This is a genomic window from Stenotrophomonas sp. LGBM10, assembly GCF_046736075.1.
Classification (GTDB): Bacteria; Pseudomonadota; Gammaproteobacteria; order Xanthomonadales; family Xanthomonadaceae; genus Stenotrophomonas.
The window spans coordinates 376,600-390,254 of record NZ_CP177163.1; the positions used below are offsets into that span (position 1 = coordinate 376,600).

The 13,655-nt window shown below is 65.4% G+C and carries 13 protein-coding genes, 1 tRNA gene and 1 pseudogene; 7 read left to right on the plus strand and 8 right to left on the minus strand.

Features of this window, described 5'->3' with window-relative positions:
- Positions 1 to 25 precede the first annotated feature (25 nt).
- The 5 genes and pseudogenes from ACLB90_RS01655 to ACLB90_RS01675 form a co-directional block, all read right to left on the minus strand.
- Positions 26 to 712: a hypothetical protein gene (locus tag ACLB90_RS01655; protein ID WP_411851325.1), complete on the minus strand. Its 687-nt coding sequence runs from the start codon at positions 710 to 712 to the stop codon at positions 26 to 28.
- A 73-nt stretch (positions 713 to 785) separates the two neighbouring features.
- Positions 786 to 1,061: pseudogene (locus tag ACLB90_RS01660) on the minus strand (energy transducer TonB); the annotation flags it as partial.
- Positions 1,062 to 2,390: 1,329 nt separating this feature from the next.
- On the minus strand, positions 2,391 to 3,113 hold the full coding sequence (locus tag ACLB90_RS01665; RefSeq protein WP_411852674.1) for a hypothetical protein: 723 nt from the start codon (positions 3,111 to 3,113) through the stop codon (positions 2,391 to 2,393).
- Positions 3,110 to 3,973, minus strand: coding sequence for an MBL fold metallo-hydrolase (locus ACLB90_RS01670; RefSeq protein WP_411851326.1), 864 nt, complete (start codon positions 3,971 to 3,973; stop codon positions 3,110 to 3,112). Before ACLB90_RS01670 ends, ACLB90_RS01665 begins: the two co-directional genes overlap by 4 nt.
- Positions 3,970 to 4,794, minus strand: a complete 825-nt coding sequence (locus ACLB90_RS01675; RefSeq protein WP_411851327.1) for an MBL fold metallo-hydrolase — start codon at positions 4,792 to 4,794, stop codon at positions 3,970 to 3,972. The genes ACLB90_RS01670 and ACLB90_RS01675 overlap by 4 nt, the downstream gene beginning before the upstream one ends.
- Positions 4,795 to 4,926: 132 nt before the next feature.
- Here ACLB90_RS01675 and gcvA point away from each other — a divergent pair, with 132 nt between their 5' ends.
- The 5 genes from gcvA to ACLB90_RS01700 all read left to right on the plus strand — a co-directional run bounded on the left by gcvA (position 4,927) and on the right by ACLB90_RS01700 (position 9,835).
- Positions 4,927 to 5,868: a transcriptional regulator GcvA gene (gene gcvA / locus ACLB90_RS01680; RefSeq protein WP_411851328.1), complete on the plus strand. Its 942-nt coding sequence runs from the start codon at positions 4,927 to 4,929 to the stop codon at positions 5,866 to 5,868.
- Between the two features lie 109 nt (positions 5,869 to 5,977).
- Positions 5,978 to 6,778: a MipA/OmpV family protein gene (locus tag ACLB90_RS01685; protein WP_411851329.1), complete on the plus strand. Its 801-nt coding sequence runs from the start codon at positions 5,978 to 5,980 to the stop codon at positions 6,776 to 6,778.
- 26 nt (positions 6,779 to 6,804) lie between these two features.
- Positions 6,805 to 7,521: a response regulator transcription factor gene (locus tag ACLB90_RS01690; RefSeq protein ID WP_411851330.1), complete on the plus strand. Its 717-nt coding sequence runs from the start codon at positions 6,805 to 6,807 to the stop codon at positions 7,519 to 7,521.
- Between the two features lie 28 nt (positions 7,522 to 7,549).
- On the plus strand, positions 7,550 to 8,881 hold the full coding sequence (locus tag ACLB90_RS01695) for a sensor histidine kinase (RefSeq protein WP_411851331.1): 1,332 nt from the start codon (positions 7,550 to 7,552) through the stop codon (positions 8,879 to 8,881).
- A 531-nt stretch (positions 8,882 to 9,412) separates the two neighbouring features.
- Positions 9,413 to 9,835 (plus strand): hypothetical protein, encoded by a 423-nt coding sequence (locus ACLB90_RS01700; RefSeq protein WP_411851332.1) that lies wholly within the window; start codon positions 9,413 to 9,415, stop codon positions 9,833 to 9,835.
- A 201-nt stretch (positions 9,836 to 10,036) separates the two neighbouring features.
- Here ACLB90_RS01700 and ACLB90_RS01705 read toward each other — a convergent pair.
- Together ACLB90_RS01705 and ACLB90_RS01710 are read right to left on the minus strand one after the other, a co-directional pair.
- Positions 10,037 to 10,126 (minus strand) — tRNA-Ser (locus tag ACLB90_RS01705).
- A gap of 81 nt (positions 10,127 to 10,207) precedes the next feature.
- Positions 10,208 to 11,200: a LysR family transcriptional regulator gene (locus ACLB90_RS01710; RefSeq protein WP_017357441.1), complete on the minus strand. Its 993-nt coding sequence runs from the start codon at positions 11,198 to 11,200 to the stop codon at positions 10,208 to 10,210.
- Positions 11,201 to 11,322: 122 nt separating this feature from the next.
- Here ACLB90_RS01710 and ACLB90_RS01715 point away from each other — a divergent pair, with 122 nt between their 5' ends.
- A complete protein-coding gene (locus ACLB90_RS01715) occupies positions 11,323 to 11,904 on the plus strand; it encodes an FMN-dependent NADH-azoreductase (protein WP_026071002.1) in 582 nt (193 codons plus the stop codon).
- Positions 11,905 to 12,098: 194 nt separating this feature from the next.
- Positions 12,099 to 12,284 (plus strand): hypothetical protein, encoded by a 186-nt coding sequence (locus ACLB90_RS01720; protein ID WP_411851333.1) that lies wholly within the window; start codon positions 12,099 to 12,101, stop codon positions 12,282 to 12,284.
- Positions 12,285 to 12,319: 35 nt separating this feature from the next.
- Here the strand turns inward: ACLB90_RS01720 and serS are convergent, their stop codons facing one another.
- Entirely contained in the window at positions 12,320 to 13,600 is a 1,281-nt protein-coding gene (gene serS / locus ACLB90_RS01725) for a serine--tRNA ligase (RefSeq protein ID WP_411851334.1), read from the minus strand.
- Positions 13,601 to 13,655: the final 55 nt, after the last annotated feature.

Below are 13,655 nucleotides of genomic sequence, written 5' to 3' on the forward strand. Positions count from 1 at the left end.
AATCCCAGAGATGGGACGGAGCCGGCTATACGAGTTTGGATTCAAGATCATCCAGAAGGTCGTAAACCTTTTTAATGGTCGCGCGCCCTTTCAATCGATCTTGGACAACGCTCATAGCTTTAGCATCATAGTCCAAATCGCTCGCAATCCTCTTGATTCTTTCATCGAAATCAAAGAGATGCGCGATCTCGACTACCCGCCCTATGCCTTTCTTTTTCTCTTGGCCGCCAGGCTCCAAACATGTGTAGAGCGCATTGACATAGTCGATGAATTTTGCGGGAAACAACGGCACGTGATCTGGCTTGTGACCATCAAGCAGATGGCCGATCGGAGCGTCGTACGCGACCTCTTCGGAGTGGACAATCTTTGTGTGAGCAAAGCTATCTGCAAACGCGTGAATCACCACGCCGATCTTCCAGTGCTCAGTGCCAGCCGTGAGCATGTCAGCAACGCACCTGGCCAAACGAGTCCTTCGCTTTGCCACGTCCGATCCGTGCAACGAGTGAAGCACTTTCATTATCTGCCGCGGGCGGCCGCCATTGAGCCACTTAATTGCATTACGCGTTGCTTTCAGGTCGTCGAATTCATCCGGCAACTGCGATCCCCATGCCAGTTCAAGCGCAGAACTGACGCACCAACCTGCCAAGCGGGCCACGACAAATGTCGTATATCCATGTCCATCTTCGTTGTATTGAATCTGCATTACGGCCATGCGCTTTCTCCTTGTCGTTGAGAGCCCACACTGCCGAGCGGGCTACCGGTGTCGGCAGCCCGCCCTCGACGCACTAGTTGAGCGCGAACGTGACCGGCACGCTCACCCGCCCCGCCACGCCTTCCCCGTTCTCCTGCGCCGGATTGAACCGCCAGGTCCGGGCGGCCTCCATTGCCGCCCTGTCCAGATCGCGGTTGGCTGACGTCTTTGAGATGGACACGTTGGTGACCGTGCCGTCGGCGGATACATCCACGATCAGCGTCACTTGGCCTTCTATGCCGGCGCGGAATGCCGCCGGCGGGTAGCGCGGCGGATTCATGCTTTTGGACGTCGCATCCACCGTGGCTTCGGTACGGGACCGGGCGGAATCGGACGCGGGCTCGCCGGACGGACGGGCCGCCGCTGACGATGACGATGACGACGCCTGGGCAGGCTCGCCCCTGTCCCGCCGCATCTGCGCGCGGGCTTCGGCGACCACGTCAGACGGACAGCCCTTCTGCGCCGCTTCTTTCGCCGCCTTGCCGAGGAATTCGCACGCGCTCTGGTCGCCCTTGCCGCCCATGCAGTAGTCGTTGGCCAGCAACGACGACTTGGCGAGCGACAGGCATTCCTCGTGAAGGACTTCTGCCGGCGTTCTGCTGGTGACGGCACACCCTTCCATGACCTTGTTGGCCACCCAGCCGGCGATATCGCGGCAGGCATTGAAGTTGCCCGACTTGCAGTTGGAACGCGCCTCTTCCTCCCCCTTGGCAATCACCTCGCACTTGCCGCCGGCCGCTACCGGCGCCTCCTGCGGCGGCTCGCTGGCCACCTCGGGCACGTCTGCGGCCGCACTGGCGGCGATGCCGCTGGCGGGCGCCTCAGGCGCCAGCGGCGCGCCGGATTCGATCATGTCCGCCAGAAGAATGTGATTGAGCCTGCCACCCACGGTGGAGATACCGAAGCCGCATACCGGCACACCGCGCGTGCCGAACATGGGGGAGTCCTTGCCGCCGGTCACCAGCTGGCCCTCGGCGATGCGTCGGTTGATGACGGCGCTGCTGTTCGGCGACCACACCTCGTAGGCCGATGCACCCACGTTGAGCGTGCCCACGGACAGGCTGTCGCCGTTGACCTGGACCGTGCGGCCAAACCGGGTGGCGACGCCCTCGAAGTACACTGCCTCACCCGCCTTCAGCGGCCCGGTTTCCCTGGCGAGATCACGTCGGCCCGCCGATGCATCCAACGCCCCCGAGGTGGTCGCGCTGACGAAGTGGATCTTCATCTCCAGGCACGTCTTGCTGGCACCGTCGTTGGCGTTGGGATACGCCTCCAGGTACGCCGGCAGGTGCTGTTCGATCTCGGCCAGGCCGGGATTCTCCTCAAGCCCCTTCTTCTGCGCACACCCGATGGCGAGCATGGCAACGGACACAACCACCACATTCCGCATGGACCGCATGAAACCCCCTGTCGTACTGATGATCAACGGTCGTGTACGCGTCGATCATCCACATCGCATTGCAGCGCAATGCTTCCTTTTAGCCCTTCAACGCACGCATGTCTGCAGGGCCTGATACGGCCACAGTCGTGCATGAGTGCCCCTCCCGCAACACGTCGTCCTTACGGGCAGGAGGATTCTACGTTGGAATGCCCCTGTTGCTGGCGGCACCTTATGCAGCCGCCTGGCACAACCTGCCGCTTACTCCCCGCGCTGGACGTCCACCGCTGCGGCCGCCTCTGGCGCCAGGGTATGGATGACGGTCCCGTCCGCCCTGAGAAACTCGATCGCGCCGTAGCCCTCTGCAGTGACCGTCAACCGCAGGCGGGGCGTATCGGCGGTGTCATGCAGCGCGATCGCCGGCGTGCCGTCCGGCGCAACCACCATCTTGATGCGCGTGGGTGCCGCGATGCCCGGCACCAGACGGTTGTCCAGCGCGGGCTCGCGGAGCAGCGGCGGCGCCTGATTGATCGAGAACGCCACCTCCCCGTCCGGCGACACGCGCCAGCCGATGGCGTCCAGCGCAGGATGGTCCAGCGCAAGAACGGCCATTCCGCCAGGAACATCGGCCGTCCCAAAGCCACCCCGCTCGCTGCCCGTTTCGTCGTACAGCACCATGCCGGCAACGTTGAAGGCACGGCGGTACTGGATGCCATCGATGATCGGCGCAGGGGTGCGGCCGGAAAGCGTCATGCGGATCACGCCGTTGTCGTCGACGATATCGATGCGTCGTGCGGTGATCCGATCGGTGTCAGGGACGGCGATCGTCGTCTCCGGCGTTCGCGACACGATGATGCGCTGCAATGCCTCCAGCGAGGGCCGCGACGTGGGCACGCCGTCGGCTGCGCCGGCCAGCAACGGGCAGGCCCGCAGCAGCGAAATGATGATGGCAGGCGCGAGGTCCTTGACGTGAGTGCCTGTCATCGCCACACCACCCACGATCCCGGCTGCACCGGCTGGACATCCAGGGCCATCCCCCTGGCCCGCGCCGCCAGTGCGCGTACGGGCGCTTCCACTTCCTGGTACTCCGCAATGCCCGAGATGCCGTAGTGGATGGGCACGATGGACCGCGCGCCAAGGATGGTGGCGGCAGCGATGGCCTGTTCGGGGGTGAGCACCCCCGGCTGTCCGCTGACCGGTTTACGCCAGCCGAACCGGGCACCGTTGATCGGCAGAAAGGCCATGTCGAAGGGACCCAACTGTCGCGCGATCTTCCACCAGTGCCCGTGCCACATCGTGTCGCCGCCGTGGAAGATCCGACGCCCGCCTGCCGACACCACCCACGACACCTGCGGGTCGCCGTAGCCATCCGACGCAGGCACCGCGGTGGCGGTGAAGTCGCCCAGCAACTGCGGCTCCCACAGCGTTGCAGGCCGCGCCCGTGCTTTCGGGGGGATCGGGAGCGGATGCGTGCCGGCGGGATGGATCACGCTGCCCCCCGCATGCAGCGCCTGCGCCACGGCGCCCGCATCGAAATGATCCGAATGGACGTGGGTCAGCAGCACGGTGGTCTCGCCCACCGGGTCGGCTACCGGGATCAGCGCGTCCGGCAGGGCCCTGCCCCACTCGGCCACATTGGTCAGCGGGTCGATGAACAAGGTCGAGCCGGGCAACTGCAGACGGATGCCTGCCCAGGCCAGCCGCTGGATGCGCAGGCCGCCCTGTGTCGGCACCTGCGCGGCAGCGAACGATGCGGGCAGCAGCAGCGCCGTCGCTCCGGCCGCACAGCCGGACAGGAAGGCCCGTCGCCCCACCCAGACACCGCCCGATGCAGGCGTGCTCATGCGACCTCCGCCGGACGTGCCAGATAGGTATCCAGTTCGAAAATGCCTTGGGCGTCGATCGCCTCCAGGTTGCGCTGGTGCCAGATCCTCTCGAAGTCGGTCGGCTCGACGCCGGGCGCCAGGCAGGTGTCCACCGCGATGGCCGCAATCCTCTCTCCCAGCGGCCCCGCGTCTGCCTGCGCGCGCAGGGTTACCACCGTGCGCCGCAGGTGCTCCAGATAGTGCAGCGCATTATCGAGCACCGTCGCGTTGAACGCGCCGATATGTCCCCCGACCACGGTGCCGCGCCCGAACTGCCTGGCCCGGCCAATCGCCGTCCGGATCTGAGCCGGGTCCGCCTTGGAGAGATAGACGATGTTGCCCACGATGTTGTCGCCGACGCAGACCAGGTCGGCAGTGGGGACATCCACGCTGAGGTGGTCCAGGGTTTTGCCGGGATTATGCAGCAGGCGAAGCTCATGGCGACCCCAGCGGATGCGCATCGCGCTGTCGAACACCACCTGCGGCTCACGGTAGAAGGCATCCACGCGGCGGTTCTGCGACAGGAACGTGTGGCGATAGTTGCGATGCGCCACCGTCATCGCCTCGGGAAACACGGTGAGCCCGGCGATGTGATCGCTCATGAAATGGGTGAAGACCATCATGCGTACGGTCTTCCCCATCTGCCGGCACAGCAGATCGCGCAACCGGCCGGCATCGTCGGCGCTTGCGAGGGCGTCGACCAGCAGCACCGCGTCGCCGTCGAAGAACACGGTCGCGACGGACGCATGATCGTCGCCGACGCAGAGCGAGACGTCCGGACCCAGTGGTGTCAGATGCACGGTGGCTTCCCTTCAAGGTGGAGGCCGCCATGATTGCCAGCGGCTCCGAGGCTGACAAACGACATGATTTGACCGTCAAGTTAGAAAACCTAACCTGATATGATCGGTCATCGGTGGTGGTTGGAGCCCTGGATGAAACCGCGTCACGCCCCTCCTCTCAACGCCTTGCGCGCGTTCGAAACCGCTGCACGCTGTCTTAGCTTCCAGAAGGCGGCGGCCCAGCTGTTCGTCACGCCGGCGGCCGTCAGTCACCAGGTCAAGCGACTGGAAGACCATCTGGGCACCACATTGTTCGAACGCGGCCATCGGACCGTGACGCTCACCCCGGAGGGCGCGGCCCTCGCGGCCTCGCTGAGCGGGATCTTCGGGATGCTGGACCTCGCTCTGGACCGCGCCTCATCTGCAGCCACCGCCGAGCTGCGCGTCAGCACGCTGGAGTCCTTTGCCGCCAAATGGCTGGCCCCGCGGCTGCACCGCTTTCATGCCCGCCACCCCGACATCCAGGTGCGGATTGTCACCTCCGACCAGCTGGCGGATGTCGGCCGCGACGGTGTCGATATCGCAGTGCGTTACGGCCCTGGAACAGGTTCCGGCGGTGACGCCGATCCGCTGATGGACGCGCCGGTGTTCCCCGTCTGCGCGCCGGGCACGGTACGGATGGACGGCCGACCGCTGGCCTCCCCAGCCGACCTCGCGCACGTCACCCTGATCCACGACCAGAGCGCTGAGGGCCGGCCGGGCGTACCCGACTGGGCCGCCTGGCTGGCATTCGCCGGCGTATCAACCGAGCGGGCGGACGTCGGCCCTGTCTATCCCAGTATCTACCTCGCCCAGGAAGCGGCCATCCACGGGCACGGGGTGGCATTGGGCGTCGGGCCCCTGGTGGAAGACGACCTGCGCCAGGGACGGTTGATCCGGCCATTCCAGGCGCAGCTGCCGAATGCATATGCGTTCTGGACGATCCGTCCGGCAGCGGGCCGGAAAGAAGAGGCGACAGATGCGTTTCATCGGTGGCTGGAGGTGGAAAGTGGTGCTTCTCAGACCCTTCGCCGGTTTTCAACGGCGGTGCCTTGAACCGCCTCGCGCCCATTGGCTGAACCAACGCCGGTGACCGGCCCGGCAGTAAGTTCCGTGTAAGTCCAGCCAGCCAAAGCTCAGCGCGCCTCCCCACGACACTCCGCGCATGCTCAAGTCTGTGTTCGCCCTTTCGCTGCTTGTTCCCACCACTGCCCTGGCCCAGGGCATGTCCAGCAGCGCCGACCTGCTCGCCGATGCCAAGAATGACCGCTGGTCAGTGGGCGTGGCCGTCGCCATCCGCGACAGCCCCTACGTGGGCGAAGGCACGCGTGTCCGCCCGCTGCCACTGGTCACCTACGACGGCGACCGTTTCTTCTGGCGCGGCATTTCCGGCGGCGTCCACCTTGTACAGCGCAACGCCTTCTCGCTGGACGCGGTGCTGGCAGGTCGCTTCGATGGGTTTGATATCCGCGATCTGTCCCGGGCGGGCCTCGCCCGCAATGGCCTGGATGCCAGCACCCTGGAAGACCGGGACGACGCGCTGGATGCCGGGCTGGCCGCCAGCTGGCGCGGAGACGCCGGTGAACTGAAGGTCACCGCCCTTGCCGACATCACCAACGCCAGCGGCGGGTATGGGTTTGCCGTGGATTACGCTTATGCACTGCAGTGGGGCCGCACCACCGTGGTGCCTGGCGCGGGGGTTCATTGGATGTCCAGCGACCTGGCCAACTACTACTACGGCACCCTGGATGAAGAAGTCCGTCGGGGCGCCCCGCGCTATCAGCCCGGCTCGGCGGTGGTACCGCAGGTGAGCATCGGCTTCTCCCGCCCCGTGGGCGCGAAATGGCGCGTGCTCGGCGGCGTCGACTACAAGTTCCTGCCCAGCGAACTGACCAACAGCCCGCTCCTCGAGCCAGACACGAACGGGTCGGCCGGAGTGCGCCTGGGCATTTCGCGGCGCTTCTGATCATCCATACTTGACGCTGCGCACTCATGGCCCCGTCCTTGCCCAATCCGGCCGTTTCCAATCGAATCGCCCTGGTGGAGGACCACCCTCGCCTGGCCACGCTGGTCGAGCGGGGCCTGGGTGCAGCCGGGATCGCCGTGGATACCTTTGCAACCCTCGAGGCAGCGTGGCACGGCCTGCTTCGCCTGCCCTACGCGCTGGCGATCGTGGATCGCGGCCTGCCTGACGGCGATGGCCTGACGCTGATCAGGCGGTTGCGCGCCGCCGACAACCAGCTGCCGTGCCTGATGCTCACCGCCAAGGATGCGCTGCATGATCGCGTGGCGGGTCTTGACGCAGGGGCCGACGACTACCTGCCCAAGCCGTTCGCCATCGAGGAGCTCACCGCGCGCGTGCGGGCCCTGATGCGCCGTCCCGTGGCGTACCGTGAGCCCCAGCTTGCCTACCATGACCTGCAGGTTCTGCCGGAGCGGGGCTGCATGCGGCACCAGGCCGAACAGGTCAGCCTGGCGCCCGCAGAGCTGCAGCTCATCATCCTGCTGGTGCGGTCCGCCGGCCAGATCGTGCGGCGATCCGCACTGGAGGCGGCGGCCTGGGGCGTGTCAGAGGCGGTTACGCCCAATGCCCTGGACGTGGCATTGCACCGGCTGCGGAAGAAACTGGGCGCGATCGATGCTCCGCTGACCATTGTCAATGTCCGCAATCTGGGCTTCTCCCTGCTACGTCCCGATGCCGCTGCGTAGCCTTGCCGGCCGCCTTATGACCGGCACCATGCTGGCGATGCTGGTCACGGCCATCGCCGCCGGCCTGGTGATGCTGGCCATGACCTCCGCCCGGCAGCCCGACCGTCTGCTTCGCGCCGAAGTGCAGGAAGAACTTGAGCACCTCACCGAAGGCCTGCGCACCGATGCAGCAGGAAACCTGGAGGTGGTGCTGAAGCCACAGAACGCCACCTACGATGCAATGACCAAGGACTCGGCCTACGTCCTCGCCGATGCTGCGGGCAACACGGTGCTGCAAAGCTCGCCCGGTCCCGCGCTGGATGCACTCAAGGCGCTGCCGTCCGGCGTGGACGGCATGACCGTGACGAGCAATGGCATTGCCACGCGCCTTTACGTCATGGAAGCGCCCGTGAACCACCGCGGCCAGCAGTACACCGCGCGCGTGGCGCGCAGCGAACGACTGGTGGAAACGCTCAGCGAATATGCCGGCAGGCTCTACCTGCGGGCGGCCGTGGTAACGCTGGTATTGGCGCTGCTCACCTTCACCATCGCGGTGTACTGGACCATCCGACGCATGATCCGCCCGCTGCGCGAGGCCTCGGCAGTGGCCGCGCAGGTGGGTCCACGGAACCTCGGCACGCGACTTCGCACGGAGAACCTGCCCACGGAAGTGATTCCGTTGATCGACGCCTTCAACGCCGCGCTGGCCCGCCTGGAGAACGGCTTCCGCGTGCAACAGGAATTCCTGGCATCGGCGGCACACGAACTGAAGACGCCGTTGTCGCTGTTGACAGCGGAGATTGAACTGAGTGGCGCAACCAACAGGGACGTGCTGCTGCAGGACGCCAGGCACATGGCGCGGCAGATTCATCAGCTGCTGCACCTTGCGGAGGTGAGCGAGGCGCACAACTACAGCTTCGAGCCGGTTCGCCTTGCACAGATCATCCAGGACGCGGTCGACTACCTCATCCGCGTATCCGGGCAACGCGCAGTGCGCGTCGACGTGCACGATCAGGTCGGCAACGTGCCTCTGCTGGCAGATGCGTCGGCGGTGTTCGTGCTGGCCAAGAACCTGGTTGAGAACGCCATCCATCATGCGCCCGCAGGCGGCCAGGTGCGCATTGACGTGTTCCCCGGCGGCTTCTGCGTACAGGACGATGGTCCCGGCGTGGCACCCGCTCACCAGCCACTGCTGTTCAAGCGCTTCTGGCGCGCCAATCCGAAGGACATTACCGGCGCAGGGCTGGGCCTGGCAATCTGCATGGAGATCTGCACGTCGCACGGGTGGCGCCTTCGCTATGAAGCCGCGCACGACGGGGGCGCGCGCTTTGTTGTGGAGACGAGCGCGGCTGCGGCGTCCCCGAAAGGCCGCGCGGGTTGATTCGACTCTCAGTTGCAGGGTCCGTTTCGCCTTGGGTGCTCGCGTCGTGCCAGGTGTTTCGGGGCAACGGCGCGATCGCGGATGCTGGACCGTGGCCGAACGCGCGTTGATTTCGCCCGTCAGGCCTGGCTGCTGACAGCAGCCGTTACCAAGCCCACTACGCCGCGAGACGTCATCTCTTGGTCCCCGCACGCTCTGCGATCAGGAGCCTGCTGAGGCGTGTCAAGCAGAGAGTGAGTGCTGCGGCGGCCGACGCCATGAATGCAGTGAGACGTATGTTGGAGTCCCTGTAGCTCGGCCAAAGCACACGCATGGTGACGAAACTCAACAGCAAGGCTGCAGGCAGAAAGGGATGGGGAATGTTCTACATCGCGATCTCCTTCGACGGGTCTTTCCATCAAAAGGCGAATCAGCTGGTTGTCAGCAACTTGACTGCACTCTGCGCGCGCAGTGGTCGTCAGACGCTGACATCTGAGGCTGAAATTGGCCTGATGTATAGTGCCCCCACAATTTTCCACGGATGCTGCAAGGATGCTTGAATTGATTGGGACCGTGGCTTTGTGCACGGTTGGAATCTGGATCTTGTCCAAGGCTTATGGCTACTATCGATACAGCAAGGACCTCAATCTTGCGGAACAATTCGCCCGATGGATGACGGTCTACGCGGGCGTGCAAGGTGCGTTTGGTGAGGCCGAGTCAGCAGATCTTTGGGAAGAAATGGGCTCATCTCTCTTCGGCAGCGTCACGATGTTGAGAGGTCTGGGTATTCCGCGGCACGACGAGTGGCAGAAACAGTTGCGCGTGCTCGATCTGTGCATTCGCGAGCGTCTCTGGGTCAAGATGTATGACAGTGACCCCGCGTTGATCCTTGTCGCCGGACGCATCTCAGAAGCTCTCCCGCGTGTTCGAAACCACGTTGAGAGCGTAGGACGCGCCCGGGTTTCAGGCGCCTGAATCAAAAAACCGCCAAACGGCGGTTTTTTTATTGGCGAGATTGTCATTGGCCTTTGATTTCTGCGACAAGGGCCGGCCCATCTGCTCAAACCCGGCATTCGGGTCGCTTGATGCGCACCGGGAGATGTATCCCGATTTGCGCCCCATCTGGCAATCAATCAAATCGCACAAATAGCAATTGAATCAACATTTTGCGACGATTGGCGGAGAGAGTGGGATTCGAACCCACGGAAGGTTTGACCCTTCGCCGGTTTTCAAGACCGGTGCCTTAAACCGCTCGGCCATCTCTCCGTATGTCGCGCGCCGGCCTTGCGCCGGGCGCGTATTCTCGCATGGGCGGCCGGGTTTTCCCAAGGCCGCCCGTGATGCGGCTCAGCCCGCGTCCACCGCCAGCGCACCCAGCGCGCTGGCCTTGATCTTTTCCTTGGCGCGCTCGCAGGCGCCGCCGCAGTCCAGGCGCGAGGCTTCGAGCTGGGGCGGCAGGTGCTCGGCGAGGAAGTCGATGAACACGCGCACCGCCGGCAGCAGGCCGCGGCGGGAGGCGAACACGGCGTGGCAGATGCCCTGCGGCAGCGACCAGTCCGGCAGCACCACCTCCAGCTCGCCATTGCGCACGGCTTCGGCGCACACGGTTTCCGGCAGCATGGTGATGCCGAAGCCGTCCTTGACCATGCTCTGCAGCAGCGGGAAATCGAAGCCGGCCACGCGCGGCTGCAGGTCCACGCGGCGCACCGCACCTTCCGGGCCGTGCAGCTCCCAGCGCTGGCGGGCTTCGTCTTCGCTGATGCTCAGGGTGACGTGGTTGGCCAGTTCGTCCGGGTCCTTGGGGCGCCCTGCGCGGTCGAGGTACTTGGGGCTGGCGACCAGCAGTTCCTGCACCTGGCCGAAGCTGCGCATGACCAGGCTGCCGTCGTCATCCAGGCGCGAACGCACGCGCAGGGCGACGTCGTAGCCTTCGTTGATGATGTCCACGCGGCGGTTGCTGATGTTCAGCTGCAGCCGCACTTTCGGGTACTGCGCCAGGAACTTCGGCAGCAGCTTGGGCAGCTGCATCTGCGCCAGCGACACCGGCACGCTGGCGCGCACGACGCCGCGCGGCTCGGCGCTGAGGCGGTCCACCACCTCACGGGCAGCCTGGGCCTCGGCAAGCATGGTCTGGGCATGGCGATGGACGCTGGTGCCGACGTCGGTGACCGCAAACCGGCGCGTGGAGCGCTGCAGCAGGCGGACGCCCAGGTCGGTTTCCAGCTGGCTGATACGGCGGCTCAGGCGGGATTTGGGGATGCCCAGCGCGCGTTCGGCCGCGGCAAAGCCCCCGTGGTCCACCACCATCGCGAAGTAGTAGAGATCGTTGAGGTCGTGCATTCCGAAGTTCCAGATTTAGAACAATACGTGGCATTCAACCACCTTTATCCCAAACTAGCAACAACCTATCGTGTTCTCCGTCGGCGGCGTCTACCGCCTCTCCCCAGAACAAGGTACATGCCATGAAGCTTCTTCACATCGACGCCAGCGTCCTTGGCGACAACTCCGTCTCCCGCCAGCTGTCGGCCGCCGTGGTCCAGCAGTGGCGCGACCAGGTGCCGGATCTGGAGGTCAGCTACCGCGACCTCGACGCCCAGCCGGTTGCCCACCTGCGCAGCAGCTCGCTGGCCAAAACCGACGCGGCCGAAGCGGCCGATGCCGAACAGGTGCTGGAACAGTTCCTGGCCGCTGACGTGGTGGTCATCGGCTCCCCAATGTACAACTTCAGCGTGGCCTCCACCCTCAAGGCGTGGATCGACCGCCTGGCCGTGGCCGGCCGCACCTTCAAGTACACCGAGAACGGCCCGGTGGGCCTGGCCGGTGGCAAGCGGGTGATCGTGGCCAGCAGCCGCGGTGGGCTGCACACCGGCGCGCCGACCGACTTCCAGGACCCGTACCTGCGCCAGGTGTTCGCGTTCTTCGGCATCGACAACGTGGAGTTCGTGCGCGCCGAAGGCATCGCCTACTCGCCGCAGCACCGCACCGATGCGATCGCCGGTGCGCTGGCCGCGCTGCCGCAGCCGCAGGCGCTCGCCGCGGCCTGAGTCGTTCGACCCATCCCGTCCCCTCCCCCTCGTCGTGACGGTGTGGTGCGCGGCAACCGGTTCTCTCTCCCCTGCCGGTTGCTGCGTCTGATGGCCCCTGTTGGGGCCATCTTTTTTTTTGGTTTTTTTTGGGGGGCGCGCGATGGTAGAGCAGCCGGGTAGAACCCGGCTCTACGGGTGATTCCGGGCTGCAGGTGATCGGGCGCGATGCGCATCAGCGGGCGTTCGCGCGCGAGGATTACTGCGCGCGCGAGCTGGATGTGGATGTCGGCCAGGTGCTGGACGGAGACCGCATCATGAATGGCTGGGTGTGGAGCGAGGCGGCCGATGGTCGCGGCTCGGGATGGGTGCCGTTGCGGGTGTTGCGCGAAGGCCCATAACGAAAAAACCCGCCGGTTGGCGGGTTTTTCGTGGATCAGCCGATGGTCTCGATGCCGCCCATGTACGGCTTGAGCGCGTCGGGGACGGTGATGCTGCCGTCCGCGTTCTGGTAGTTCTCCATCACCGCGATCATCGCGCGGCCGATGGCCACGCCCGAGCCATTGAGGGTGTGCAGCAGCTCGGGCTTGCCGGTCTCCGGGTTGCGCCAGCGGGCCTGCATGCGGCGGGCCTGGAAGTCGCCGCAGTTGGAGCAGGACGAAATCTCGCGGTAGGTGTCCTGCGAAGGCAGCCACACTTCCAGGTCGTAGGTCTTCACCGCCGAGAAGCCCATGTCGCCGGTGCACAGCAGCACCTTGCGGTACGGCAGGCCCAGCGTCTCCAGCACCACTTCGGCACAGCGGGTCATGCGCTGGTGCTCGTCCTCGCTCTGCTCGGGGCGGCACGCGGCAACCAGCTCGACCTTCTCGAACTGGTGCTGGCGGATCATGCCGCGCACGTCGCGGCCGCCGCTGCCGGCTTCGGCGCGGAAGCACATCGACTGGGCGGTCATGCGCAGCGGCAACCGGTCGGCATCGACGATTTCGTCGCGGACGATGTTGGTCAGCGGCACTTCCGAGGTCGGGATCAGGTAACGGGTCGACTCGCCCACGGCGGTCTTGAACAGGTCGTCCTCGAACTTCGGCAGCTGGCCGGTGCCGCGCAGCGAATCGGCGTTCACCAGCAGCGGCACGTTGGTCTCTTCATAGCCATGCGGGCCGGTGTGCAGGTCGATCATGAACTGGCCGAGGGCGCGATGCAGGCGCGCCAGCGGCCCGCGCAGCACGGTGAAACGCGCGCCGGACAGCTTGGCGGCGGTTTCCGCGTCCAGGCCCTGGTTGCGGGCGCCGAGCTCGACATGGTCCAGCACCGGGAAATCGAAGCTGCGCGGGGTGCCCCAGCGCTTCTGCTCGACGTTCTCCGATTCGTCCTTGCCGGCCGGCACATCGTCGGCAGGCAGGTTGGGCAGGCCCAGCGCGATCGCTTCGATCTTCTCGCGCAGCTCGTCCAGGGCCACTTCGGACGCCTTCAGCTCATCGGCGAAGGCGGCCACTTCGGCCATGATCGCCGAGACGTCTTCGCCCTTGGCCTTGGCCTGGCCGATGGCCTTGGAGCGGCTGTTGCGCAGGCTCTGCAGCTCCTGGGTGCGCACCTGGATGCGCTTGCGATCGGCTTCCAGCGACTCCAGCGCGGAGACATCCAGCTCGAAACCGCGCGAGGTGCGCAGGCGTTCGGCAAGGTCGGCGGGCTGTTGGCGGAGCAGGGCTGGATCGAGCATGGCGTGGGAAAGGTCTGCGGGTCTGGAGGGAGATTATCGCCTGTTATGCGGATTT